Raw genomic sequence first — 24,516 nt, forward strand, 5'->3', positions numbered from 1 at the left:
TTCTATTTAATTTACCAACTTACGTCCTGGGTAAAATTATCTTCAGTCCATTTTTCATCCACTTGGTAATCTCCATTGTTTCCCATAGGGATAATCTTAGCAGAACCTGCTGCAATAGACTCTTCTAACTCCACTTCACAAATTGTAATCTTTGGGGAAATATAAATTTTAGATTTACAAATTTTGCTATATTTTGACATTTTTAAAAACTTAGTATTTGACTATTTGAGTCGGTTTTTAATAAAACCACGCAAATTTAATTGATTTCAGCCTGCTTTTAAGTGTTGTGGGAAAAGTGAAATTCATTCTGTAGTTTTTATGCTACAGCAGTAATGGTTATTACTGATGTTCTTGAAGAATAACAAATTCTCTTGATCAGACCATTTTATTTTTATTATCGTCCAGATTGTCCCATACTAAAAATCCTGGATTGTAGGTTATATACTGTTCTTCATTTATACATGCTACCATAATTATACTTTCGGGAATGCTATTTGTTCAAAAGTTAGTTCCCACCCATTAACTTAGGTAGGATTATCCTTTATCGTTTGTAGGACAGATTGAGGACCTTTAGGGTGAGACAGGACGTTAACGAATGGCAGGTTAAATGTAATAGCACCATAGAATGATCGGGGCCTCCGTAAACTATCCCTTTTGACATCGAATTATTCAATTTTGTATTGAATTGAATAGTTCCCTTTTTCCCGATGCATTTGTAAAGCTGCTGGTCAATATAATGTTCAAGATCCATGTTAAACGAATATATTTCCTTGTATTTATCTTAACTCGCTAGTCTTACTAAAGAAAATAATTTTTTAGGAAACAGACAACCCGCATCCAGCAATAAAGTCAATAAAAAGCTTTCTTTAGAAAAAAAAAACAGTCTAAAGCATGTTCAAAATAAAAAAAGTCAAATTAAAACCTTTTTTAACCGCTAAAATTTATAAATTTAATTCGAACAATGTATTCTATATATTAAAAAATACTACTAACAGAATTTTATAGACATAAACGTGCGTTTTGTTTTCACAAAACAACTCATTAATCAAAATAATATATGATTTTTTAATAATTTCTTGATAAAAATCAATAAAAATCCAAATCATCACAACATTAATCGCAACATAACACAATTTATTTATCAAAAAACACAGTATTAATTAAAAAAAATGATTACTTTTACGTGAAATACATTAATAACGTTAATTTTTACTAAAATTGCCCTCTCATAACAAACATAGGTTTATAATTGGTTGATTAATGGTCTCCTTCTCCAGGGGACCTTAATCTATTTAAGTTTTGTTATAAAAATTTCACTTTGAAATTCTCCATATAATTGGAAATGCTAGCTGTTATTTTTTTGTCAATAACTATACTCTAATGCCATATATAGCCCTAATAAAAAAGATATTTTCTTTCCCCCGTTTTTGGTATGATGCAGATAACTGTTGCCAAATAGTAGAATATTAATACCTCCTTCCAATTCAAGTTCGCTCCACTCCCCTTGGGATAAGGTAAATTCTATATCCGCAGTTTCCTTCCAAATATGAAAGGTTCTTGCTGGAACAGGAACAAGATACTGTGGTTTTTAAACAACCCCCCTAAGGCTATCTGTTCAACGGTCATTCTTCTTGTTAGTCTGAATTTATTCAGTTCATTTAATGATTTTAAGGTTTTCCTTTTTTGCTCCGGTTATAAATAGTGGAAAAATATGACTATTATCATTCTGTTTTATCCGAACACCAACCCTTATTAAGTGATTTGAAAACGGCAAACTTTTAGAGGTTTTCTTTTGTCATTTTTTCTGAAAACTGTTTTTCAGGAACTCGAGAATTTGCTTGAAAGTTTGACCTCACATGAATTGTAACTGACAGTTAAAATATTACGAAGGTTAATGTTGGAAGGTGTGATGAATAAGGTACTCTCATCGAATAATACAACCTGATTGAAGCGAGAGATTTCTATTCCATTAATTCATGAAGTTTCTTCAAATGGGCTCTCCTTATTTCTGAGAAAATATTATTGTAGACCTTTTGTCATACCTGTCGTCTATGACAGCCATCAATGTTTCGCGATATTGACTGTCGAATGCCCGCAATCTGATGTCATCGAATATCAACACTTCCAATTAGGACAATTTTTCTAGCTCCTAAAGATATGAGCTCTGGTAAGTGAAGGGCAAATGATTCAAATTGCCCTTAGAAACGAAAAAAGCCGTATTTTCATTCAGAAAAACGACTTTTAAATTTGTACGCCCCCCTGGGTTCGAACCAGGGAGAAAAAGATTATGAGACTTTCGGGAGGAGTGTCGCTAATTTTTGTTTCCTCTTTGTGATAGACTCTAATTTTTACATTCTAGGTTCCATCTGCTTTTTTGTGGTGTTCATAAACCTCTGCGCCTACGGTTGCCATAATCTTTTCATTACCACGAAAACCTTTGTGACGTATTTGTGGCGGTTTTACGTGAGGTTCAACAAAAAACTATGCAAAACACACCGTTTTGAGGGTTTTCGAAACGGGTAACGAGGATGTTCCAAAACCACCCTAAGGAAAGCAAAAAAGCCGATTTCCTCAAGTAATCCGACTTTTTTTTGATAGTAACCCCGCTGGTATAAAACTCGAAACCGTTTTTGGAAATTTAAGGCAATAAAAATCGTACATTAAATATATTGTAGAAAGCGAAAGGGAACGCATCAAGAATGATCCCGATTTACAGCATTTGATACGGCAAGACTAAGCTAATTCCTTATCATTTTTGCAAGGCTACCAAGCCGTTTCAATTTTAACTTTAGGTCATCTGTCCACGGCAGACCAATGCAGAGACGCATACAATTATGAAACTGGTTTTGTAGTGTAAAAATCCTTCCGGGTGATATACTTATTTGTTTTTTAAGTGCATAGTTATATAATTCTCCCGTATCAATATCTTTTGGAAATTCCACCCACAAGGCAAGTCCGCCCTGTGGTCGGCTTATCTTGGTTCCCTCGGGGAAATACTCTGCTATGGCATCTGCACATTTCTGATAATTTTCCTGTAATGTCCTGCGTAAGTGACGAAGATGGTTCTCATATCTTCCGGTCATTATAAAGTTTCCTACCGCTTCATTAATGACAGAGGTCGAAGATAGAGAATGTATAAGTTTCAGTTTAAGTATCTGCTCCTTATACTTGCCCGGAGCAACCCAACCTACACGGTACCCGGGGGCAAGTGTTTTGGAAACCGAACCGCACCACAGGACATTGCCATCCCTGTCAAAAGACTTACAGCATTTCGGACGTTCATTACCAAAATGAATATCCCCGTAAGTATCATCCTCAATAAGCGGAATATTATCCTTTGACAGCAGGCCTACAATTTCTTTTTTACTTTCATCGGGCATACAATATCCCAAAGGCGTATTGAAATTAGGTACTAAAAGGCATACATCTATCTTAGGTAACACTTTTGTTAATGCATCAATGTCTATTCCCGTTACAGGATGTGTGGCTACTTCCAAGACTTTCAATCCTAAACTAACAGCAAGTTGGAGGATACCGGGATAGCATGGACTTTCGAGGGCAATGGTGTCACCCCGTTTGGTCAAAGCCATTAGACATAACGCTAAGGCATTCATACAACCGTTTGTAGTAATTACATCATCTTCCTTTAAATTTCCTTCCCAAGCCAACGAGCGAACTGCCACCATCCTACGGAGTTTCACATTGCCCTGTAGTGGCTCGTATTCTGTTCCACCCTCTTTCAGTTCCCTCGTGGCAAGTACGATTTCTTTTTTTAGCTTTGCCAATGGTAGAAGATTGCCGGATGGTACACCGATAGAAAATAGGGTTAAATCCCTGCGCCCCATTGTTGAATAAACTCCGTTCATTAATTCGTCCGGTTCCCGGATATTGGCAACAGGTACAGGTTGACTTATTTCGGGTAACGGTAGCTTTAAATAATTCAATGGACTGGTAAAATAACCCGATTGCGGTTTTGACTGTACAAGTGATTGGGCTTCCAGTTCAAGAAAAACCCTTTTCGCCGTATTAATGCTAATTCCATGTTCCTTGCTCAACTTCCTTACAGATGGTAGGCGTTCGCCTGCTTTCAACACACCTGTTCTAATTTTGTTGGCAATATTACCTGCTATCTCATTATATAAAAACTCCTTTTTCATCGTAACATATAGATCTGGGATTGTTCCCTGTCCAAGTTTCAATTTATTATTACAAATATGTAATATGAAATCAATTTCAACCTCACAAAGATAGCTGTGTCCACTAAAATATCAAAAACTGTGACTGTGTTTATTCTAAATTCAGCTTTAAATTTGTTCAATCTAATACTTCTATAAAATGAGAATTCATAATTTCAGTGCCGGAACTGCCGTATTGCCCGATTTCGTGTACAATAAGACTGCTGATGCAAACAGGGATTATAACAAAACCGGACTTTCCTTGTTGGAAACATCACACAGGTCTGTTGTCTTTGCCGACATTCTTACCGAAGCCGAAGCACTTCTGCGTGAGCTGAAGAGTATTCCCCAAGAGTATACAGTACTATTTCTTGCAGATGGAGCAAGTCAGCATTTTGCGCAAATCCCACTCAACCTATTAAATAATGATACCGAAGCTTCTTATCTTGATAGTGGCGTTTGGGCATCCAAAGCCATTAATGAGGCGAGACTTGACGGAAAGGTCAATGTTGTTGCATCGGGGAAAGATGACGAATACCGTTCAATTCCCACAGATTTCTATATTCCCGAAGATAATACCCATTTCCACTACACGTCTAACAACACAATCAATGGAACAACGCTATTGGTTGTGCCAAAAACATCTGTACCCGTTATATGCGATATGTCAACGGACATTTTGAGTTCGGAAATTGATGTTACAAAATTTGGAATGATATATGCCAGCGAACAGAAAAATGCAGGGGTGGCAGGTGTGTCGATAATTATTATAAGAAATGACATATTGGATAAAGTAAACCGAAACATACCCAATATATCTAACTATGCGATACCTGCAGATAATAAGCCGCTTTACATTACGTCTCAGGTATTCGCTATTTATGCAACCTCGCTCAATCTCAAATGGCTGAAAAGTCAAGGTGGCGTCCCGGCTATCGAAAAAAGAAACATTGAAAAAAGCGGATTGCTTTATAAGGAAATTGACAGGAACAGCCTTTTTACAGGCAGAGTTAGCAACATTTCACAACGAAGCAGAATGAACGTTACCTTTTTACCTAACAATCCCGAACACGAACAGGAGTTTTTGGATTTCGCTGCAGAACGTAAGGTTGTGGTCATCAAACAATATGCAGATTACGGTGGGTTTAGGGCTTCATTATACAATGCACTACCTATTGAGAGCGCAAAAACTTTAATAGCCGTTATGCAGGAATATGAAAACCATAAGAAGTTGAACGCTTGATAATAAAACTTAACATAATACAATGTCAGAAATAAGTATGAGTAAAATAAAAGAAAACATGGCACAAGGTTGGTTAAACGGCTTTATTGGCGTGGTGTTATTTAGCGGTTCATTACCTGCGACGAGAGTAGCGGTTTTAGAATTTAATCCTGTATTCCTTACGGTTGCAAGGGCTTCCATTGCGGGAATACTTGCCCTTATCGCCTTGTTTGTCTTTAAGGAAAAATACCCAGACCGAAAACAGATTTTTCCGTTGGCTATTGTAGCTCTTGGTGGAGTAGCAGGTTTTCCTTTGTTAAGCGCATTAGCGTTGAAATACGTTACTTCGGCACATTCCATTGTTTTTATCGGCATATTGCCTGTTGCAACGGCTTTATTCGGTATCATTCGGGGTGGCGAACGTCCACGACCTGTATTTTGGGTATTCTCAATTATCGGCAGTCTTTTAGTGGTAGGTTATGCGGTGGCACAAGGTCTGACAGCTTCGCCTGTTGGCGATATGCTGATGCTCGGGGCAGTCATTCTATGTGGCTTGGGCTATGCGGAGGGGGCAAAGCTCACAAAAACATTGGGCGGTTGGCAGGTTATCTCATGGGCATTGGTGCTTTCATTGCCTGTAATGTTTCCACTTACATTTATTTATATGCCAGTATCGTTTGAGGGCATTAGTACAGGGGCTTGGGTTAGCTTGGCTTATGTGTCGCTGTTCAGTATGTTCATTGCTTTTATTTTTTGGTACAAAGGTATGGCACAGGGTGGAACGGCTACCATAGGACAATTACAGTTATTACAGCCGTTTTTCGGCTTGGGATTAGCTTCTTTCCTACTTCACGAAAAAGTAAGTATCGGAATGTTAGCCGTTACCGTCGGGGTAATTCTATGTGTGGCAGGAACAAAAAAATTTGCAAGATGATGATTATAAATGAAACACATCTTTTGAAATAATATGAATTAAAATACAGCAGGAAATATGTTCATACCCAGTACATTTAGGCTTGAGAACAGTTCCGAAAAAATTGCTTTTATGAAGCAATACAGCTTTGCTACAATCATTACGGTCAATGACAATGTTCCCATTGTTACGCAACTGCCATTTGTTGTAGATAATAGTTCGGGTAAACTGATATTGAGTTCTAATTTTGCCACAGCCAATGAGCAGACCAAATACATGTTTATTCTCGGATGGATTTTTACAATTGCTTAGTACACTTAAAAAAAACAGGAGCCTTCTCGATTGAGTTAGCTCCTTTTTTCATATTTTGGCCTTACCACAAATCAGAAATATGGTTTGGTAGTGAAAAAAAATATTTCCAGGTTAGGATTTGAACACTGTTGGACATAAAAGTTACTTTTGCGTCATGAAACAATTTGAAATTTTAGAAGCTTATATAAAAGAAGAAAAAGATTATTTAAATAATCATCCTCTATACCGTAAAATCACCACTATAGATCATTTAAGACTATTTACCCAAGGACATGTTTATGCTGTTTGGGATTTTATGTCGTTACTGAAAGCATTGCAAATTGAACTTACATGTGTCTCCATTCCATGGTTTGCATCTGATTTTGCTAATACAAGATATTTGATTAATGAAATAGTTTTAGCTGAGGAATCTGATCAATATATTGATGGGAATAGGATGAGTCATTTTGAGATGTACTTAGATGCTATGGAATCGATGAGTGCTAAAACTGAAGATATAAGAGAATTTTTAATTGATATCCAAAGGACACAAAATATATATCAAAGTATCGAAAACTTAAATACTGATAACAGAATAAGAGAATTTTTAAAATCCACATTTAATATTATTGAAACTAAAGAGTCACACAAAATTGCAGCAGCATTTACATTTGGTAGAGAAGGTTTGATTCCAGATATGTTCACATCAATATTAAAGGAAATAAAGATAAATTTCCCCGATTCGGAGTTAGATAAATTCATTTATTATTTTCAAAGACATATCGATCTTGATGGAGATGAACACGGCCCCTTAGCTTTAAAAATGATAGAAGAATTAGCTCAAGGTGATGATCAGAAATGGTTAGACATGCAATCTGTTTCTAAACTAGCCCTTCAAAAAAGAATTGACTTATGGGATGCAATTTATGAGAGCATTTCTTAAAAGAAAGAAAGCAAATAATATAAATACAGAAAGCTGAAAAGAGTGCCGTTCCACCAAAAAGGTCAAATTCAGTATCTCTATTAGAGACAGTTAAAGCTGACTCTCTCTTTTTTTGTTTTCAGTCTTTAGATAAGAAATCCAACTAAATAGGAGAAGGATAGATCCGTTTGTTTTTGACATATCCGCCAATCCGCTGTCTCGTACCAAACGCCATTTAAACCGCCTTAGGGGCTATTCCCTATAGCTTACTCTATCGGTTCCACCAAAGTCAACATGGCCGATATGGCTTCATTGCTGCTCATAGGGTCCGGAGCGATTTCTTCTGTATCCGGGTGCGAAGAAGGCCCAAACGTCCCGGATAATGTGATCAACTGATTGTCTTGATTATTGATATGAGCCAGCCTGATGTGTAGTTCGTACCTCCAATCGCTTTTCTTATTATCCTTATATCGTAGGGCAAATACGTTTTCATATGGCGCTTTCCCCAACCTTCCGTCTGCAACTTCTTCTATATCATCGAACATTTCCAATATTTCACCTTTGCTATCTTTTCCCATTCCGGTCTGTGCACTGACCGAACGCGCGGCATAGGTATACTCGTTAAGGTCTTTTTGAAAATTTACGGTATAATAATAGATATGTGGTACTTCGGGATAATTTCCTGTATTCGTAAACCCACCCGTGCCCTGCATCGTATATCCCTGCATAGATTCGCCCAGAGAACCGGCAACTTGGGGGGCAGTAACAAGATGTTTCAACCGAACCCCCGAACCTGATGTTTCTGTTGGATCTTTATCATCATTCTTACTGCAGGCAGAGAGCATAATGCTTCCTGTAAGAAAAACTAACGCAAATGACAAAACCGATAGTTTGTTGAGCCTAGTGAAGATTGTTTTTATCATAGTATTCTTTCTTTTTATTTATCCGATCGCTCAGATTTTTAAAAGTTCCACCCTTCGGTTCTGCGCTTTCCCTTCCTCTGTATCATTGGTAGCTACCGGATTCTCCTGTCCGAATCCTGCTGATGTTAAGCGGTCGGCACCTATGCCGGCTTTTAAAATTTCCTTTTTAACTGTTGACGCCCGGTCTTTCGACAATTTTTGATTGTGTTCTTTTCCTCCCGAATTATCCGTGTATCCGTTTATGGCTATTTTCAGTTCCGGATTATCCCTTAACACCTTGATGATTTCCTGGACAGTTTCCAATCCATCTGTTTTCAATGTGGCTCTGTCCGTATCAAAATTTATCTGCAATACAGATTTACCCGCATTCAACAAATCGTTTTCTATCTCGGCCGAGGTGACTTTCTGTATGGTCTGCTCAAAGGCTTTTTCCTGCACGATCTGTATGGAAGTACTGTTTCCCGTAGCTTTTTCCATAGCTATATAGACGTTCCCCTCATGTCTTCTGATCACATACATTACAACCACTTCGTTCCAGATATCCAGGCTTCCATTGCTTCCTCCATAGGTGGCTAGTTCCTTGTATTTGTCCTTTTGCTCTTTCGTTAGGTTACCTTCAAAGACCTTTACCCCTCCGGCATTCAGGATCGCATCTTCAAAACTTTTGTTCAGGTATCGACCGCTGATCTCCACACTGCTCTCTCTGTCTTTATGAACATGTGACCTGAAAGTTTTCCCCTCTACTTCATAGATGTTTTCAGGTGTCACGAATACGATAAAATCAAAATCTTTTACTTTCGGTCTGTTAATGTATTTAGCACCTTCGGGAGCAGTGAAGAATGGAAAGTCACCGATTTCTGCCGTGGAGACCGGAATGCTGTTTATGTCAAAATCAGCAGTACTGTCCTGCTCCAGGGATGGAATTTCTTCCGGTTGGGATAAAGTAAGGGTATCTGTCCCCTTAACCGGTGTTTCACCTCCCGCATTGTTTTCTTTGTTGGAATTGTTACAGGAACTCATTAGAAGCATACCCGTAATTAGGGCGATCGTGACTGTTCTTTTCATATGTATATTATTTGCTTTTTTAATTGTCATCCCCCAGCTGGTGGATTCATTCGGGTTTGTGTCTTGGCTAACATTCATATTCCGTATACGTTTTATGCGTTTTAAAATGATTGATCTATGGTCTCTTCGTTTATCCAGGCATGCCATGGTTTTTAGATGAATTTCATTTCCGTTGCCCTGTGTATCAGGGATACGGAATTGGTCACGCAAAACTTTTGCAGTAGATTCCGCCGGTGACTTTCGACTGTCAGCGGACTGATAAACATGAGTTCGCCAATCTTTGGTGTTGTATATCCTTTTGCCATCAAAGCGAGTACTTCCCGTTCCCTTTCCGTGATTTTAGGTACGGTATCCTGTTTATCTGACAATATATCGTTCATTTCCTTGCTCAATACCTGCTCTCCATCATATACGGCTTGTATAGCTTCTGTCAGTTCTTCTGCAGATACATTCTTAAGGAGGTAGCCGGCCGCGCCAGCCTGCATCATACGCGAAGCAATACTTCCTTCGTTTAGATTGCTAATGGCGATTATCCGTGTCTCGGGGTACGACTTTCGTATAATTTCAGTCGCGTCGATTCCATTCATATCGGGCATATTGATATCCATCAGCACGACATCTATGTGGTCGGTCATTAAAAAGTTCAAAGCATCTGCAGCGCAGGTAAACGTTTTTCTGAGTAAGATATTGGCATTCCTATTTAGAATAAACTCAAAACCATTTAATACCAACGGATGGTCGTCAATAATGATGACGGAGATAACATTATCCATATATATCGAGTTGAATATGAAACGATGCTCCCCGACCTAATGTTGCATCGATATCAAACTGTCCATTTAATATTTCTGCGCGGTTGCGGATATTGGAAAGTCCTATTCCTTCTTTTTCGAACAGGTCATTCCTGGCATCAAATCCGCGGCCATTGTCCTCCACCGAAATGAAAAACTTCCCATCTTCTTCACTACATTGCACCCAAACCTGCGAAGCTCCGCTGTGTTTTACAGCATTGGTTAATAGTTCCTGCACGATACGGTACACCGCGATTTGAAAAGGTTGCGGATAATTGTCATTCAAGTTTGTCGTCTGGAAATCTATCTTTAATTCCGGATTGCTCATGGCATTGCATAGGTCCTTCAAAGCCGCTTGCAGCCCCATGTACAATAAAGCCTCGGGCATCATATTACGTGCCACCCGACGCAGTTCATTGACCGAATGGTCTAATTGATTGATAATGGTGTATAATTCCATATGGGATTCCTGATTAATGTCTTGTTTATCAACATTGGTGGCAACTGCGGATAGTTTCAATTTAACATTTGCCAACATTCCACCCAAGCCATCGTGCAGATCTCTAGCTATTCGACTGCGTTCGCTTTCCTGTCCTTGCAGCATCGCATGATACAAATTCAGTTTTTCTTGCTGCCGGTGGTTTTTGAGCTCCTCCTGTAAAAGCATTTCTTTGTGTGCGGCTAATCTTTTTTTGTTCTTCAAGGCATTATGCCAACTATAACCAACTGCGGCCAATATAATACTGGTTAACAACAGAACACCGACCAACATGCGCGTATTTTGTAGGGAAAGCTGCTGTTTTTGATTTTCCGTTTTTATCTGAAGAATAGTTTTTTCTTTTTCCGAGGTCTGATATTTTTTTTCCAATTCCTGTATATGGGCTTGACTTTGATCATAAAAAAGGGTGTCAGATACGCTTTTATGTGCTTCATACCATTTCACAGCCTCTTGATATTGATTTAATCTAGTTGCGATATTAGCGAGATTGTAATATACCATCTGCTTGTTTCGCAAAGAAGATTGCTGCTGTACATAAGGCAATACTTCCAATAACTTTTCCCTTGCAGCGGCATATCGGTTGTTCATCTGATAGGCGGTAAATTGATCAAAAAGTAGGGTTGCGACCATATCCTCGTTGCTCTGTGTCTTTGCTGCGGAGAGGCCGTTTTCAAAATGTGCATCTGCTTTTTCATGATTTTTGACTGCCGCCCAGTGACTTCCCGAGACAGCATGATATATAGGAATGTAGGATGAATTCGGGACCTGAACAGCCAATACAGCCGCGCTGTCTATAAATTCACCCGACTTACGATAATTTTTGTGCAGCAAAGCATTGCGTGCTGCATTGATAAATAGTGTAAAGCGTCCCTCCAAGGCCTCTTTCTTTCCTTTAAGTAACTGCAGCGCTTTGTTATAATAGTCATCTGCATTTTTATAATCGCCTAAATTCATTAAATTCATGGCGACATTCTGATAATTATTCCCTAATAGGGATGAGTCTGCGATACTTTTGGCTAAGGGAATGACTTTTTCTATTAGAATTTCCACATATTCGTGGGCTTTACCTTCGCGTTGCAATAAAGCACCATAGCTGCCCCATAACCGTGCGCGGTAACGTGACGCCTCGAGACGTTTTTCTGCACCTACACCTTTCAAGCTGCCTTCGGCCTCCATGTATTTTTGTTTGGCTTTGGCAGGATCGGTATCAAAATAGACTGAGGCACGGTAAAAGCTTTTCAATCCCCGATAATACGTGGAATTACCTCTTTCCCCTAAGACATTCTCAGCTTCGCGTATATACGAAAACGCCTTCGCTGTATCGTAGTCTGACCAAAAAAAACTTAGATCGAATAACGCCTGTGCCTTTGCTTCGTGCTCTTGTATTTGTTGGATTTGGCGATACAAACTATCATTGTAGTGTTTTAGGTCGTCTTTCGATTGACTAAATCCCGATGTTATTATAAACAACCAATACAAAACAAGCAATCCGAGTTTCTCTGTCATTTGGAATATAATCACTGATTGTTTTGAAATTACGGATAAATACACAAACTAACAATCGGGCACCATACCCATAGTCATGCCGTTAGGTCCCCATATCGGAACCATGCGCATTTGACAGCCAGATCCGCCGTCGTCATTTTCCGTGATATCGCGACTGGTATCAAAATTAAGTTCCAATCCTGTTCCCTCGGGAAAGCTCTCGGTCTCCTGTTTGAATATGGCGACCATTTTCATTTGACCCTTATCCCGTCTCAAATTTCCGTCGAAGGACATCTCCTGCGCTTCCGAGATAAACTTTCCATTTATAGTCTGATCCATAATTCTAAAAAATATATCGGAATTTTCTTTCCCCATATAAAAAGACTCCCGGTCGAACCGTCCACGTATCTTGATATTGATCTCGCCGAGATCGTCGATATCCGCCAGAAAAACAATGGATACAGAATCTTTTGCGTCCTCGATAAGAGCGATAGTTCCATCTCCTGAAAGATCTAATCTATTGCCTTCCAGCGACATCCGTCCTTGGACTGTTCCTTTGTAAGGTATGCCGCCGTAGAGGCTGTTAAAATCTTCGTTTTTCCGAGTTGGACCATCATCTTTGGCACATCCCAAAAGAAGAATATACACCATGTACAACATTATTTTCTTCATCGCTATTTAATTTAAATTACCTCCATACCATCTGTCCGCTACCGGTTTCGATTTTTTCTTTCCCTTTCCAGATGACAGGAATCACACCCGGTGAATTGTCTTCTGCATCGGGATTTGTAGTGTACTGCCTGCCGTCATTGGGGATGATGCTCAGTTGCCATAATCGCCCAAAGCCTTCGCCACTATATCGATAGTAACTGCCAAGGAGCAGATATTTTCCATCTGGGGAGAATACGGGCTCAGATTCCGTAAAATTGCTGTTGGTCACCTGCTTGAGATTGGACCCATCGATACCCATGGTGTGGATATGGTTGCCGATCCGGAGTGCGAGCTGGGTACCCTTCCGATCTACCGCCAGTTCACCCCAATCTTCATAATCCATTTCCTTGACCAAAGTCCCGGAAGTATATGGGGGAGCAACACGGATAATATAATCTCCATGGGTCATGAGGAAATGGTTGTCCGGAAGCCATAGGGCACTTACATTAAAATCGACCCGTTCTCCATTGATATCCACAATCCGGGAAACAAACTCACCATTCCTTTTCAGAACCGTGATACCGTCTTCCTTTTCGTTCGAGGTGACCAGAATCAAGCTGTTATCCGGCGAGAGATGACCCTTGCAATAAGCGCTGAGCCCAGGCCCGTTATAGATAAATTCCTCAACGACGGCCCCTGTATTGATATCGCTGATCGTGAATCGGACATCATATTGTCCCAAAGTGCTGACGTTAACAACCGTCAGCTTCGTCTTTCCATCCCGTGAAATATCAAAGTTGTTGAGTTTGCTGTCGTCGGGAATAAACGATCCGCCCGTCCCGTCCGGCAAACTTATTTTGAGTATACCTTCGGTAGCCCAATCGTAATAAATGGTACCTTTCAATTCCGAGAGATATAGATCCTCTGCTCGGTTGTCACCGCCGTTGTTTTCCTCTTTGGAGCATCCGAGGAAAAAACAACAAATCGTGATCAATATCGGTGCAGCTAAGTGTTTCATTCCTTCATCTTTAAAATATTTACTCTCAAAGTTACGGTAGGGTACGAATGCATGCAATCCACGAAAACTAGGATTTTTGACCAAGATATATGACAAGGGCTGTAAATAAAAATAGCACCCGGAAAATTACACAGTTTCTTAGCTGAGAAATTAGTAATTACTGCGAACGTAAATTGAAAACTAGAAATGAGAGGACAGAATTACTGGAAAAGCCAAGTGAAAAAGTAAAAGGTTAAACCGCCCTTATTTTTTACAATTGGACGCTTTAATGGTATATTTATCTGTTACCAAAAGATAAAGTTCATGAAAAACCTTACTTATTTCCGCACACGTCCACGTTTTGGAAAAGCGCAGCATCCGTTCTATATAGTATGCCTTTCTTTTGGTGGAAGGGACATTATGACCTGCATTTCCTAAAAAGGCTCTAGGAGCGTACACAAGAGGAATTTTGCATACTATGAGCATCACCTGCAATTCTTTTCTGAAGGAGAACGAAGAAGCGACCGAAATCGAGTTTTTCAGGCACGTGAACCATATCGTCAGCGATGAACTGGGTAAGCTCATAGCGGACGATAAAAGGTAATCCAAATCAAAGCAGAAAAACATCGTACAGCAGAAAAAGATTCTAAGGGCATTCCTTGACCATCTCACTTCGATAGACCAATGGAACGTCAGCAGGACAAAAGACGAGATTTTAGCGGAAAAGGAAAGTGAGATCAAGGAGTTAAAGGAAATCGTGGTGCAACTTACCAAAGAAGCCCGAAAACTTGAAACGGATGGGTTTATTGATATCCCCAAAGGCTACGTTTTAACGGTACTTGACCTTTTTTCATAAGTTTTTGAACCAAATAAAAAAGTCTGAAAAACTTAAATGAGCTACATTTGTTAAAAAAAATGTTTAATTTAAAAAAATAAAAAGACATGAAAAAATTAGGATTATTAGTTCGACTAGAAGCAAAAGCTGGAAAAGAAAAAAACGTTGAAGAGTTTATTACAAGTGCGTTGCCACTTGCTAATGAAGAAGCCGGAACTATTACTTGGTATGCGTTCCGTATTGACTCTTCTACATTTGGCATTTATGACACATTTTCAGATGAAGAAGGCAGACAAGCACATCTTGGCGGTAAGATAGCAAAGGCGCTTATGGAAAATGCACCTGAATTGTTAGCTAATCCGCCATCTATTGAGAAATTGGACGTTTTAGCCGCTAAATAAACATACCAAAATTATTCTAAAATGGAAGTCTGTCAAAGTTCATCTAGATCCCATATTCTACGGAATGTTCTATCCATTAGTTGGGAATCTCTCTTTGATAATAGAGTCGAACTTAATAGCACAGTTAAAATCAAATTCCTTAGTAATGAAAAAGAATTGAACGTGAAATTGGTGGATTATATTATTAATGGTACTGAAATTATTGATGGAGTGCAGTAGTAATATTATAAAGCCTTTAGCTGCATCAACAAAAGGTAGAACAATTGGAGACAGGGTAACAATAGGCGATACAAACAGAGAAATTGAAATAATTGAAAGCGGATTTCTTCATCAGTTTTCTTAAACCCTCTTTTCAGAACAGACCCTTTCATTTCGGACAGGCATTCAAGGATATGGTGTATAACGGTTTCTATCCGTTGTATGGAACAATCGGCTTCAATCTCGAAGTCATTGATGACTGTTTCCAGTTTGTGTAACCTATCATTGTAAAATTTATCCATTTACTCGCATTTATCTCCTATTGAGTTCCGACCGGAGCGTGCCGATCCGCTCTTACGTTAGTATTTGTTAACCCATTAGCATAATTTTAGACGGTTCCCTATTGGTTGGAGAATAATTGTTTAGAATGCAGAAATAAGGAATAAAAAAAATATTCTTCAAGATTATTTAGGATGGCTGAATTTTATTCAGCCATCATTGAAAACTACTTCACTTGGATTGTGGGTGTGTTATTTATTATTTTCCAATGCTCATTATCCCGAATGCATATTATCAATGAATGAAAGATAAGAAACTCACTTTCCAACGTCGCGTGTGCAATAACCATATGGTCTGATTGCTTTATGCTGTTTATCACCAAGCTCCTTGGGCTTCCTCCGAATCGCTTGGTACGGATGAGTTCGATATAGTCAGATTTCGAGAATACAAAAATCCCGTTCTCATCGAAAAACCCGTCCTGTATATTCTGAAAGCCGGGATGTAAGATACTTTCCAATGCTGCTGCATCACGATTGTCGCCAGCTTTTACAAATGCTTCGATTGCTTTTTCTGCCTGTTCCATTTTTATTTGTTTAAGATGTTCGTAAATAATTCTTTTTGATGGTTTAGTTGTTGTTTGACAGATTCTTTATCATCCGTTCCGTCCAATGAATAATAGTAAATTTCCCTAATGCCAATAAAGTTCAATATCTGCTGCATATGCAATTCCACTAGATTGGGCAAAGCTGAATCCAGTTCCCCCATAGCGGAGAGAACGTATGCTTTTTTATTCTGAAGCAATCCGATTGCTTTGTCCTCGTCGTATCTGAAAGTTTTACCTGTCCGCAGCACAAGATCGAAATATGCTTTCAGCGAAGAGGGGATACCAAAATTATACATAGGCACTGTGATAAGGATTTCATCACACCCGAATAGTTCTGCTATCAACTGGTCAGACAATTTTAGGCGGTCTGAAGTATCCCCGGCAGAATAAAATTTTTCAAGTACTTCCTGCTCAAGATGAGGAATGTGGGAGGTGCCTACTTCCCGTATACTGATGCTCCCTTCCGGATTAAGTTCTTTCCATGCCCGTACAAAATTGTCTCCCGCATTGCGGGAATAGGAGTTTTTTACACGTAAGCTACTGTCAATTCTCAATAATGTCTTCATCTTTTTTACTATTTCTATGGAAGACCATTTGAGTACTAAATATGTGACAGCTTGGTAATATTTTTTAGCTTATCCGGGTCTACAATGGAATATATTTCCTGGATCAATCCATCTTCACTTAATTGGAGTATATGACAGTTATGGAGCTTTTCATGCTCCCAAAAGCAGATGGCAGGTTGATGATTGAAAAATTGAAAGGTAAATGTTTTTCCCATCAGAAAATGCTGCTGTACATAAACCAATAAAGTGGCCGTAGCTGTTTTACCTATTTCCGAACCGCTCACTACCTGCACCTTCGTACCTCCGTCGGCACTGAGTTTTATGTCGTCTACCAATAAGTTCTGCAATTCCACGATGTCAGCCTGAGCCAACGCTTTCTGATACCTGCCTACAGTCTCAAATGAGTGCCCCAAATGTGGACTATAACTTGAGTATTTACTGTCCTTCAATTGTTTGTTGGCCCTGCTCAATAGCTGACGTGAATTTTCGGTGCTTATTTCAAGCAGTTCGGCTATCTCAGCATGCGAATAATCGAAGCCCTCTTTCAATATGAAAGCCGCTCTTTCTTTTGGGTTCAGGTACTCGAACAGCACGAGCATGGTATAGCTTGCCGTTTCGTCCCTAATAAGTTTTGCATCGGCATTATCAAACGAAACAGGTTCGGGGAGCCATTCGCCGAAAACTTCTTTTTTACTTTGGCGGGTTTTAAAATTTATGGCATGATTAATCGTGCTCTTGATCAGAAAGTTGGATTCCTGGCGGATGCTCGATTTATCCAATGTAATGTATTTTTCCAGTACATCCTGTACCAGATCTTTCGCATCTTCATAAGAACCGACAATATTGTAGGCATAGGTCAATAACTTATTATAATGTTTCTCCATCTTTTTATTCTATTTTTGATATTAGCGAATTTCAGGCTTTATGTTCCTCTATCGGCCAGAACTTCCTGCACCATAATCCTATTAAATTTTTCCGGTTCTACAAAAGCTGCATAGTGCCCTGAGTTTTCAAACCAAATGAATTGTTTTTGAGGCGCTTTTAGTTTCCTGAAAAATTTATAAGCAAGTGTGGAGGGGGTATTATAGTCACACCGCCCTGCGATAAAGTAAACGGGGACTTTTACTTCCCGAACCGTTTTAAATAAATCTACCTGCATTACTTCATCCCACATGGCATTCATTGTGAAGGCTTGTCCCTTAGCTATCAGGCTATCTTTGTAATATTGCGTGGCAAAGGAATCCATATTTTTATAGAGCTGGCCAACATTGGTACCTTCACAAAAATCACCATGAAAGTGCCGGAGCCATTTTCTTGATAAATACAGTTCTGATAATCCATTTTTTGAGCGGGACGGGTAATGCTTACGGAGTTTTTGCAATTGAGCCATTGCTACGCTGTCTTTTTTTAACCTGGCCTGTTGAATTGAATAATCGAGCGAAACCTTTTCATTCAAATACATACTGGTAACCTGTCCCACGCCAATGTAAGCCTGAAATAGCGATGGATACTTTTGAATCAGATGCATGCCCATAATAGAACCAAAAGAATAACCAACCAAATATATTTTCTCTTTCTTAAAACGCTCTTTAAGAATATGTATTAAACTTAGCGCATCATCTTCCAGCTGTTCAATAGTGATGCTTCCGGGAGGCAGGGTATCGTTGTAGGATAAACCCGTTCCCCTTTGGTCGTATGTAACCACCGTGAAGCGCTGTTCCAGTTCCTTATTGTGTGTTTGCCAAAAATAAAAATCAGAAAACCCAGGACCACCGTGCAATATTAGCAAAACAGGGTTCAGGGCATTTTCCCCTTTAATAAATACGCTGTGAATGACACCATTTAATTCGATACGGTTGTATTCATTGATGGAATTAATTTGGGCTGTACAAAACTGCCAGCTGATTGAGGTAATTATCAAGGTTATGAGGAACTTTTCTTTCATCTTATTTATATACCATGCAAATAGAAGCATAATCTCATCGTCCTGTTTTGTTAATCTTTACTGTTTTGCCGATTTCCTGTGTCTTATACAGGCTTTTGATTAAATAGCCATTCCGCTTCCGCCAACTACTTTTATGCCTTCGGGAAACTTTTTCCAAAAACGGATATATTTATATTTAGCTTCAAAAGGCTGGTTATTATAGTTCCCTTTTAACTCCACCTGCAAAGTAATGATAGCCAGATCCGCTATAATATGCAGTTCTTCTACTTTGGGAGTGATTTCGTTTACTTTTAAGTTTCCCTCACGATACGTTTGCAGATCCATTTCTTTGGTTACCGTCTGACCGCCGGGAATTATAAAAAGCAGATCAGTATGCAATAGGTTGTCGAGCACTTCCGTATCCCTATTTTGGATGGCTCCGTAAAGTGTGTTCTCGAGATTTAAAATTTCGTCCTTTGTTATCATTTCTTAGTCATTATTTTTGTTTTCACTAAACTTCCTCCTGTGCTGATTTTCTATCGTTGGTATTGTATAAAATTTCAGGAATTTCTGCGAGCGTCGATTCATGTCCTTTATCGCCAAGCGTATAAAACTCCTGAAAGCTCATAATGAGTGGTTTCCACTTGTCGGGATCAAACCGGTTTGGATGATTGCTCATTATGATTGATTTGTCGAGATATATCCTATTTATTTTAAGTTCAAATGTGATAATCTTCCCCTGTTGTGATGGTTCATCCTCTGCCAATTTATGAATGGCCATGACAACAGCTTCCATTTGTACAGGGCATTCGTTCACCCGGCAGGCATTGATGGTTTCGGACGGGGTCCCTGTCAATCCTGCTATTTCAAATTTATTTTCTTCGAAACGATACCCCTTTAACATTTTAGATTGGGGCACGGGATTAGAACCCGTGGTTCTGGCCAGTAGGTTCACTGCCTTTGCCTCGTTTACCGAGGGCAGGTTTAATACGGCCTCTTTGGTTACCAAAAGGTTTTTGGCAGTTTGGGAGGAAGTCCCAAGACCAATGATGCACCGCCACCCCAACCATAAGATCGAAGATATAGGTGCAAGATTATCTGTACCATTTGGATTTTTGGTACTGATAAGTACTACCGGTGTGCCGAAGTACAGAATGGAAGGGTAACTTTTAATGTGCATGTTAGAATACCTTTTATGATTTCATTACTCAGCTTTGCTGTTCCTTTTAAAATTAACGATACCATGCATCTATTGAAATCCGTTTCTTGCGGAATCCGGTCAAGTTCTCTTATAGACATTAAGACATCACTGTTTTATACTTTCTTGAAGATAATTATCAAGTCTGCTATAAATCTATAAGACTCACTCCTCGACCATCTGATAGATACCCCTTTCCATCGTAATACCATGTTGTTCTAAAAAGGCGGGCATTTTAATCCCCGCTTTTTGCATTGCCTCCCGTATGACCACTCTGGCATCGTCCATCCGCTGTCGGTCTGCCCAAGTGGCAACCGTAATGACCCGAAGGTCTCCACTATCGCCTGTCTGTTGAAAGATTTCATATTTTACAAAGCCGGGCTGCTGCCGAAGTATATTTCTGATGAAAAGCGATTTTTGGGAATACTCCGCGATAGCTTTTTTGGGAATGCTGATTTTATCGATGACGGCGACATGTTCCGTAACAGTACGCTCTTCTCCGTTATTCTGTTCCATTTCGACTTGATTTTGTTGTTGACCAAAAGTATTCACCGCCATAAGAATGGGTATGATAAGGATGACGGTTTTTAATGTCTGTTTCATAAGGCTTGAGTTTATTGTTTCCAGTTCAGCTTACCGTCTTTGTCAAACATTTCGATGGACGGGTTGCCCACACTATCAACCTTTAGAATAATTCTCGGTATTTCATTGTTATCCTTCATTACCAAAGCCGCATTCCCGTTTTCCGTTATCAGGTTGATACGGTTGATATTATGTCCGGGTTTCCCCGACAGGTCTTTGTCATTGATCACCAGCCCAGCCCTGAAATAATTGTCGCTTTTATTATCCTGTGCGAGAATTCCAATGGCATCTGCATTCTGGTAATCGAATGATAGGGCATTTAAGTTAGTCTGCTCATTATCGGTAATAGCAAGACCGCCTCTTTCGTCGCCGTTCTTGTCATAGAATATAAGACCTGCTGGGGCGTAAGCTCTTTTATACGTTTTTCCATCAATAATGGGCTCGGGAATATGGTCTGTGTTTGCAATAACGACACGGTTTTTTCCCGAAGCATCATTGATATTTATTCTTTCTGCATTAAAGTTTGGCCTGTTATTTAAATGTAGGTAGACAATACAAATCATCAACACGACATTGGAAATTACAAGGACAGATACCAGGATTTTGAATGGTTTAGGAATTGTTTGCATAATTGAGTATCATTTTTAGTTCATTATTCTTTTTATACTACTGTTTTCTTGGTACTGATTACAATCCTGTTCCATGCATTTATCGTAACAACCGCCATTATGATCTGTGCAATCTGGTTTCCATCAAAAAGTTGTTCGGCCTTTCTGTACGTTTCATCTCTTAACCCGTTTTGGCTGATTAAGGTTACTTCCTCGGTTATGGCTAAAATTATTTTCTCTTCCTCGGTAAATAATCCGGTTTCTTTCCAGGCGTTGAGCAGGAAAATTCGCTGTGCGGTTTCACCCTGCTTTAATGCATCCGTAGTGTGCATGTTGATACAAAAAGCGCAACCGTTGATTTGCGAAGCACGAATTTTAATCAGATAGAATTGCGTTCTAGATAGTCCTGAATTGTGCAGGTAATTTTCCAGAGCGAACATTGCCTTGAATGCATCCGGCTCAAGCTGCTGTATGTCTATTCTGTTTTCCATATTTATTTTGTTTGTCATTATTTAGCTTTTGAAATCACCATTTTTATGGCTAAAAAAGTCAGTACACTGGCCATAAACCATTTTTGCGCCCTTACCCAAAGTGGATTTTTTGTAAGGAAAGAAGCCATTTTTGCAGCGGTCATTACAATAATAAAATTGATGGTGAAGCTGATAAAAATCTGTGTAATACCCAATGCCATACTCTGACCTAATATGGAGCCATATTCCGGTTTGATAAATTGAGGAAAAAAAGACAGGTAAAAGACAGCCATCTTGGGATTCAACAGATTGGTTAAAAAGCCCATCAGGAACAGTTTTCGAGGCTTGTCTTTGGGGATATCCTCATTCACTTCAAAAAATGTTTTGCCATTGGGTTTAATGGCCTGATACGCCAAATACAACAAGTAAATAGCGCCCGAAATTTTCAGTATCCCGTAAGCAAAGGGAACAGCCAGTAATATGGCAGTCAATCCAAATCCCGCCAGGACGATATGAAATAAAAAACCACAGATAACGCCAACTAGTGAAACAAGCCCGGCTGTTTTACCCTGCGTAATGCTTTGTGAAATAAGATAAATCATATTCGGCCCCGGGCTGATAACCATCAGGAATGCAGCCAAAGCAAACCACAAAAGTTCATGAATCGGAATCATCGTTGTTTAAATTTAAGCTGTGAGTTTTTTGGATATCAAATTGTCCAGTGAATATTTTCCACTTCCCTGAATGAAAAGTGCCAGACATAAGCCGAGCATCAGCAAGTGATATTCGAATCCTTCACCTTCCTTATCGCCAAACCAGTTCATGAAAAAGCCATGCTCGAGATGTCCGCCAAATAAAATTATTCCGATAAAAAGTCCACCCAATGCAATTGCCCAAAAACGGGAGGCAAAGCCCATTATTATAAAAATGGGTGCAAAGAACTCTATTACAATAACCAATAGCCCCACCAGCCACGGATGTCCCATCTGTTGCAACCCCTCCAAAGTTTGGGTAAACCCATAGCCACCAAACCAGCCCAACATAGCCCGTGCTCCGTGTGGAAACATAACGATAACGATTGTCAGGCGAATGATCAGACCTGTATAATCATTGTGCGTATTAAAAAATTTCTGTTTCATCATTTTCCTCTTTTATTCTAGTTATATCTTGTTTGTATCCCCTTCAAATATTGTGGTCAATGCTGGTAATTGCTATTGTTTCCCTATTAGTTCGAATAAACTCGAAAATCCCTGCGCTCCATGCCCATCAGCTATTCTACGGTCCATGAGATTTTTGATCTCTTGCATGCGCAGAGTTTCCACATTTTTTGATTTTCGATGATTGATGAGGTCATCAAACATAGCGGCCTGAACCTGAAGCGGCCCCAAGTCGGGCTTGTAAGTACCCAACTGAATTTCACTGACCATTAGGGACAGCAATGGGCCATAACCCTGTAGGGTTCCCGCAACCCGCTGTGCAAAAGCGGTTAAATCCACACCTTCCTGATGCACCAATTGAAGGGTATGCAAAAAGCCGATTAAAAATTCATAGCCAATAGTTACCTGAGCCAAAAATTCCACCGCTGCTGCGCCGTACTCTTCGCCATAGTAGGTAATAGTACCCAATTTTTTCAAAATGTGTTCTTGGGAGATAAAAACATCTGACTTCCCGCTGAACATAAACTGAGCCTTTGGTGTCCCAACATCGGGTGGGTCGGCCAAGATTTTTCCGTCGATATAGGAAGCGTTATGACTTTCTGCCCACTCCGCAAAAACACGAGCCTGGGCAGGAGTACCGCTCGTTAAATTGATGAATACTTTTCCGGCAACCGAGCCGGTTAGCTGTCCAAGCACTTCATCTACCGCAAAATTGTTTAACAGGCAGATAACAATATTCTTGCTGGCAGCAACTGCTCCATCAAGGGTTTCCACAGTTGCAGCACCTGCCTGAATCAATGGTTTACATTTTTCAATATTGCGATTCCATACAACAGTATCATAACCTTGATTGATAAATGTATGGGCTAAAGAGGCTCCCATATTACCCAATCCAAGTACCGTTATGCTCTCCCTTTTGTTGTGGGTTTTTCTGTTTTGATGTTATCTATATTCATATTTAATTGTATTTTAAAAGTTCTGTTAGAATACTCTTCGCACAAAAAGTCCAAAGTTGCTGTAGTGTTCAGTATTTGGGCCGTATTGGTCAAAGTTTATACCCAAACCATATTGTACACCTTTATTGTCCACTCCTAATCTTGCATATTGCACGCTCTTTAAGTGCCCGTTCCTATGCATTGAAGTAATATATTGAAGCTGCAAACGCGCATAAAGATTAAAATCCTGATTTTTGCTTCCTTGATATTCCACAGAACCGAACAGCTCAAGACTGGGTTTAGACCAAACATCCATTCTCGTAAAAATGAGATACGATAAATCATTTTTTTTATTGAAAAACCAAACAAAAACCGAAGGCACAAACCGATTTCCCGGTGCATAGATAGAACCCAAACCAGTTGCCCAGCGTTTATTTATTTCGTAAGTAAGATACGATTGGCTCATCACTTCAATTCCGCGTTTTTTGTCGTAAGGAAGCAAAATAGAAGACGCATTAAAAAATCCAAACGGCTTTTCCGCTATGATTTTACCGGAAAACATATGCTGATAATAGTAACTCGAATTCCCTGCAGTGATTTCTACAGGAACTTGCGCCCGGCTGTGCAAGTAGCACATGCTGAAAAACAAGCAGGCCAGCAAGTATTTTATTTTCGTTGTTTCTTTCATCGTTCCCTTCAAATTTCTTTTTGTTAGGCTGTGGTCGGATAATTATTACAGTCAACCACTGTTTAAAATATGGACACATGAAGTGCAGAAAACGTGACAACCTATTCAGGATATTTTCTTCCGTTGGTGATTTGTCT

General features: G+C 39.4%; 29 protein-coding genes. 6 read left to right on the forward strand and 23 right to left on the reverse strand.

Features of this window, described 5'->3' with window-relative positions; genetic code table 11:
* Positions 1-11: 11 nt before the first annotated feature.
* The 3 genes from CRT24_RS21160 to CRT24_RS02740 form a co-directional block, all read right to left on the reverse strand.
* Complete coding sequence (locus CRT24_RS21160) at positions 12-134, reverse strand: hypothetical protein (RefSeq protein WP_257213952.1); 123 nt, start codon at positions 132-134, stop codon at positions 12-14.
* A 1,868-nt stretch (positions 135-2,002) separates the two neighbouring features.
* Positions 2,003-2,122 (reverse strand): ATP-binding protein, encoded by a 120-nt coding sequence (locus CRT24_RS21165; protein ID WP_257213960.1) that lies wholly within the window; start codon positions 2,120-2,122, stop codon positions 2,003-2,005.
* Between the two features lie 616 nt (positions 2,123-2,738).
* Complete coding sequence (locus tag CRT24_RS02740) at positions 2,739-4,199, reverse strand: PLP-dependent aminotransferase family protein (protein WP_257213953.1); 1,461 nt, start codon at positions 4,197-4,199, stop codon at positions 2,739-2,741.
* Positions 4,200-4,335: 136 nt separating this feature from the next.
* On the opposite strand from CRT24_RS02740, the gene serC reads away from it, so the two are divergent.
* The 4 genes from serC to CRT24_RS02760 all read left to right on the forward strand — a co-directional run bounded on the left by serC (position 4,336) and on the right by CRT24_RS02760 (position 7,544).
* Positions 4,336-5,418 (forward strand): 3-phosphoserine/phosphohydroxythreonine transaminase, encoded by a 1,083-nt coding sequence (gene serC / locus CRT24_RS02745; RefSeq protein WP_099369727.1) that lies wholly within the window; start codon positions 4,336-4,338, stop codon positions 5,416-5,418.
* A 22-nt stretch (positions 5,419-5,440) separates the two neighbouring features.
* Positions 5,441-6,331: a DMT family transporter gene (locus CRT24_RS02750; RefSeq protein ID WP_257213954.1), complete on the forward strand. Its 891-nt coding sequence runs from the start codon at positions 5,441-5,443 to the stop codon at positions 6,329-6,331.
* A 57-nt stretch (positions 6,332-6,388) separates the two neighbouring features.
* Positions 6,389-6,622 carry an FMN-binding negative transcriptional regulator gene (locus CRT24_RS02755; protein ID WP_099369729.1) on the forward strand — a complete coding sequence of 78 codons (234 nt, stop codon included), beginning with the start codon at positions 6,389-6,391 and terminating at the stop codon, positions 6,620-6,622.
* Between the two features lie 154 nt (positions 6,623-6,776).
* Positions 6,777-7,544, forward strand: a complete 768-nt coding sequence (locus CRT24_RS02760; protein ID WP_099369730.1) for a DUF3050 domain-containing protein — start codon at positions 6,777-6,779, stop codon at positions 7,542-7,544.
* A 245-nt stretch (positions 7,545-7,789) separates the two neighbouring features.
* Here CRT24_RS02760 and CRT24_RS02765 read toward each other — a convergent pair whose 3' ends face one another.
* From CRT24_RS02765 to CRT24_RS02790, 6 genes are all read right to left on the reverse strand, one after another.
* Positions 7,790-8,446, reverse strand: a complete 657-nt coding sequence (locus tag CRT24_RS02765) for a hypothetical protein (protein WP_144034489.1) — start codon at positions 8,444-8,446, stop codon at positions 7,790-7,792.
* A 30-nt stretch (positions 8,447-8,476) separates the two neighbouring features.
* The gene (locus CRT24_RS02770) at positions 8,477-9,511 is read right to left on the reverse strand and encodes an OmpA family protein (RefSeq protein WP_180269049.1); all 1,035 of its coding nucleotides are present in this window, start codon (positions 9,509-9,511) and stop codon (positions 8,477-8,479) included.
* 152 nt (positions 9,512-9,663) lie between these two features.
* Positions 9,664-10,284, reverse strand: a complete 621-nt coding sequence (locus CRT24_RS02775; RefSeq protein ID WP_099369733.1) for a response regulator transcription factor — start codon at positions 10,282-10,284, stop codon at positions 9,664-9,666.
* Positions 10,277-12,307, reverse strand: a complete 2,031-nt coding sequence (locus tag CRT24_RS02780) for a sensor histidine kinase (protein ID WP_099369734.1) — start codon at positions 12,305-12,307, stop codon at positions 10,277-10,279. Before CRT24_RS02780 ends, CRT24_RS02775 begins: the two co-directional genes overlap by 8 nt.
* 48 nt (positions 12,308-12,355) lie before the next feature.
* Positions 12,356-12,958, reverse strand: a complete 603-nt coding sequence (locus tag CRT24_RS02785; protein WP_099369735.1) for a hypothetical protein — start codon at positions 12,956-12,958, stop codon at positions 12,356-12,358.
* A 16-nt stretch (positions 12,959-12,974) separates the two neighbouring features.
* Entirely contained in the window at positions 12,975-13,955 is a 981-nt protein-coding gene (locus tag CRT24_RS02790) for a PD40 domain-containing protein (RefSeq protein ID WP_144034490.1), read from the reverse strand.
* A 457-nt stretch (positions 13,956-14,412) separates the two neighbouring features.
* On the opposite strand from CRT24_RS02790, the gene CRT24_RS21170 reads away from it, so the two are divergent.
* Together CRT24_RS21170 and CRT24_RS02800 are read left to right on the forward strand one after the other, a co-directional pair.
* The gene (locus CRT24_RS21170; RefSeq protein ID WP_257213955.1) at positions 14,413-14,538 is read left to right on the forward strand and encodes a hypothetical protein; all 126 of its coding nucleotides are present in this window, start codon (positions 14,413-14,415) and stop codon (positions 14,536-14,538) included.
* Positions 14,539-14,876: 338 nt separating this feature from the next.
* Positions 14,877-15,170, forward strand: a complete 294-nt coding sequence (locus CRT24_RS02800; protein WP_099369738.1) for a putative quinol monooxygenase — start codon at positions 14,877-14,879, stop codon at positions 15,168-15,170.
* 224 nt (positions 15,171-15,394) lie between these two features.
* Here CRT24_RS02800 and CRT24_RS20575 read toward each other — a convergent pair whose 3' ends face one another.
* From CRT24_RS20575 to CRT24_RS02870, 14 genes are all read right to left on the reverse strand, one after another.
* The gene (locus CRT24_RS20575) at positions 15,395-15,670 is read right to left on the reverse strand and encodes a hypothetical protein (RefSeq protein WP_144034491.1); all 276 of its coding nucleotides are present in this window, start codon (positions 15,668-15,670) and stop codon (positions 15,395-15,397) included.
* Between the two features lie 203 nt (positions 15,671-15,873).
* Positions 15,874-16,230, reverse strand: a complete 357-nt coding sequence (locus CRT24_RS02810) for a nuclear transport factor 2 family protein (RefSeq protein WP_099369740.1) — start codon at positions 16,228-16,230, stop codon at positions 15,874-15,876.
* Between the two features lie 2 nt (positions 16,231-16,232).
* On the reverse strand, positions 16,233-16,817 hold the full coding sequence (locus CRT24_RS02815; RefSeq protein ID WP_099369741.1) for an FMN-dependent NADH-azoreductase: 585 nt from the start codon (positions 16,815-16,817) through the stop codon (positions 16,233-16,235).
* Positions 16,818-16,852: 35 nt separating this feature from the next.
* The gene (locus tag CRT24_RS02820) at positions 16,853-17,701 is read right to left on the reverse strand and encodes a sigma-70 family RNA polymerase sigma factor (protein ID WP_099369742.1); all 849 of its coding nucleotides are present in this window, start codon (positions 17,699-17,701) and stop codon (positions 16,853-16,855) included.
* 38 nt (positions 17,702-17,739) lie between these two features.
* Entirely contained in the window at positions 17,740-18,762 is a 1,023-nt protein-coding gene (locus tag CRT24_RS02825; RefSeq protein WP_180269050.1) for an alpha/beta fold hydrolase, read from the reverse strand.
* A 99-nt stretch (positions 18,763-18,861) separates the two neighbouring features.
* Entirely contained in the window at positions 18,862-19,227 is a 366-nt protein-coding gene (locus CRT24_RS02830) for a nuclear transport factor 2 family protein (protein ID WP_099369744.1), read from the reverse strand.
* Positions 19,228-19,252: 25 nt separating this feature from the next.
* A complete protein-coding gene (locus tag CRT24_RS02835) occupies positions 19,253-19,921 on the reverse strand; it encodes a flavin reductase family protein (RefSeq protein ID WP_099369745.1) in 669 nt (222 codons plus the stop codon).
* A 183-nt stretch (positions 19,922-20,104) separates the two neighbouring features.
* Positions 20,105-20,542 (reverse strand): hypothetical protein, encoded by a 438-nt coding sequence (locus tag CRT24_RS02840; protein ID WP_134776054.1) that lies wholly within the window; start codon positions 20,540-20,542, stop codon positions 20,105-20,107.
* Positions 20,543-20,553: 11 nt separating this feature from the next.
* A complete protein-coding gene (locus tag CRT24_RS02845; RefSeq protein WP_099369747.1) occupies positions 20,554-21,150 on the reverse strand; it encodes a hypothetical protein in 597 nt (198 codons plus the stop codon).
* Positions 21,151-21,182: 32 nt separating this feature from the next.
* Complete coding sequence (locus CRT24_RS02850) at positions 21,183-21,620, reverse strand: carboxymuconolactone decarboxylase family protein (protein ID WP_099369813.1); 438 nt, start codon at positions 21,618-21,620, stop codon at positions 21,183-21,185.
* A 17-nt stretch (positions 21,621-21,637) separates the two neighbouring features.
* A complete protein-coding gene (locus CRT24_RS02855; protein WP_099369748.1) occupies positions 21,638-22,273 on the reverse strand; it encodes a LysE family translocator in 636 nt (211 codons plus the stop codon).
* Between the two features lie 12 nt (positions 22,274-22,285).
* Positions 22,286-22,741, reverse strand: a complete 456-nt coding sequence (locus tag CRT24_RS02860; RefSeq protein ID WP_257213956.1) for a DoxX family protein — start codon at positions 22,739-22,741, stop codon at positions 22,286-22,288.
* 69 nt (positions 22,742-22,810) lie between these two features.
* Positions 22,811-23,662, reverse strand: coding sequence for an NAD(P)-dependent oxidoreductase (locus CRT24_RS02865; protein ID WP_257213961.1), 852 nt, complete (start codon positions 23,660-23,662; stop codon positions 22,811-22,813).
* 75 nt (positions 23,663-23,737) lie between these two features.
* A complete protein-coding gene (locus tag CRT24_RS02870; protein WP_099369750.1) occupies positions 23,738-24,379 on the reverse strand; it encodes a hypothetical protein in 642 nt (213 codons plus the stop codon).
* Positions 24,380-24,516: the final 137 nt, after the last annotated feature.

Origin of the sequence: Sphingobacterium sp. 1.A.5 (assembly GCF_002734235.1) — a bacterium.
In the GTDB taxonomy this organism is placed as follows: Bacteria; Bacteroidota; Bacteroidia; order Sphingobacteriales; family Sphingobacteriaceae; genus Sphingobacterium; species Sphingobacterium daejeonense.

Bases quoted from the DNA above. Each gene is read 5' to 3' on its own strand.
- CRT24_RS02810 (WP_099369740.1), bottom strand. From the start codon at position 16,230: ATGGAACAGGCAGAAAAAGCAATCGAAGCATTTGTAAAAGCTGGCGAC.
- CRT24_RS02855 (WP_099369748.1), bottom strand. From the start codon at position 22,273: ATGATTCCGATTCATGAACTTTTGTGGTTTGCTTTGGCTGCATTCCTG.
- CRT24_RS02840 (WP_134776054.1), bottom strand. From the start codon at position 20,542: ATGAAACAGACATTAAAAACCGTCATCCTTATCATACCCATTCTTATG.
- CRT24_RS21170 (WP_257213955.1), top strand. From the start codon at position 14,413: ATGAGCATCACCTGCAATTCTTTTCTGAAGGAGAACGAAGAAGCGACC.
- CRT24_RS02820 (WP_099369742.1), bottom strand. From the start codon at position 17,701: ATGGAGAAACATTATAATAAGTTATTGACCTATGCCTACAATATTGTC.
- CRT24_RS02760 (WP_099369730.1), top strand. From the start codon at position 6,777: ATGAAACAATTTGAAATTTTAGAAGCTTATATAAAAGAAGAAAAAGAT.
- CRT24_RS02830 (WP_099369744.1), bottom strand. From the start codon at position 19,227: ATGATAACAAAGGACGAAATTTTAAATCTCGAGAACACACTTTACGGA.
- CRT24_RS02790 (WP_144034490.1), bottom strand. From the start codon at position 13,955: ATGAAACACTTAGCTGCACCGATATTGATCACGATTTGTTGTTTTTTC.
- CRT24_RS02845 (WP_099369747.1), bottom strand. From the start codon at position 21,150: ATGCAAACAATTCCTAAACCATTCAAAATCCTGGTATCTGTCCTTGTA.
- CRT24_RS02815 (WP_099369741.1), bottom strand. From the start codon at position 16,817: ATGAAGACATTATTGAGAATTGACAGTAGCTTACGTGTAAAAAACTCC.
- CRT24_RS02770 (WP_180269049.1), bottom strand. From the start codon at position 9,511: ATGAAAAGAACAGTCACGATCGCCCTAATTACGGGTATGCTTCTAATG.
- CRT24_RS02775 (WP_099369733.1), bottom strand. From the start codon at position 10,284: ATGGATAATGTTATCTCCGTCATCATTATTGACGACCATCCGTTGGTA.
- CRT24_RS02835 (WP_099369745.1), bottom strand. From the start codon at position 19,921: ATGCACATTAAAAGTTACCCTTCCATTCTGTACTTCGGCACACCGGTA.
- CRT24_RS20575 (WP_144034491.1), bottom strand. From the start codon at position 15,670: ATGGATAAATTTTACAATGATAGGTTACACAAACTGGAAACAGTCATC.
- serC (WP_099369727.1), top strand. From the start codon at position 4,336: ATGAGAATTCATAATTTCAGTGCCGGAACTGCCGTATTGCCCGATTTC.
- CRT24_RS02825 (WP_180269050.1), bottom strand. From the start codon at position 18,762: ATGAAAGAAAAGTTCCTCATAACCTTGATAATTACCTCAATCAGCTGG.
- CRT24_RS02750 (WP_257213954.1), top strand. From the start codon at position 5,441: ATGTCAGAAATAAGTATGAGTAAAATAAAAGAAAACATGGCACAAGGT.
- CRT24_RS02785 (WP_099369735.1), bottom strand. From the start codon at position 12,958: ATGAAGAAAATAATGTTGTACATGGTGTATATTCTTCTTTTGGGATGT.
- CRT24_RS02800 (WP_099369738.1), top strand. From the start codon at position 14,877: ATGAAAAAATTAGGATTATTAGTTCGACTAGAAGCAAAAGCTGGAAAA.
- CRT24_RS02850 (WP_099369813.1), bottom strand. From the start codon at position 21,620: ATGGAAAACAGAATAGACATACAGCAGCTTGAGCCGGATGCATTCAAG.
- CRT24_RS02765 (WP_144034489.1), bottom strand. From the start codon at position 8,446: ATGATAAAAACAATCTTCACTAGGCTCAACAAACTATCGGTTTTGTCA.
- CRT24_RS02755 (WP_099369729.1), top strand. From the start codon at position 6,389: ATGTTCATACCCAGTACATTTAGGCTTGAGAACAGTTCCGAAAAAATT.
- CRT24_RS02860 (WP_257213956.1), bottom strand. From the start codon at position 22,741: ATGATGAAACAGAAATTTTTTAATACGCACAATGATTATACAGGTCTG.
- CRT24_RS02870 (WP_099369750.1), bottom strand. From the start codon at position 24,379: ATGAAAGAAACAACGAAAATAAAATACTTGCTGGCCTGCTTGTTTTTC.
- CRT24_RS02780 (WP_099369734.1), bottom strand. From the start codon at position 12,307: ATGACAGAGAAACTCGGATTGCTTGTTTTGTATTGGTTGTTTATAATA.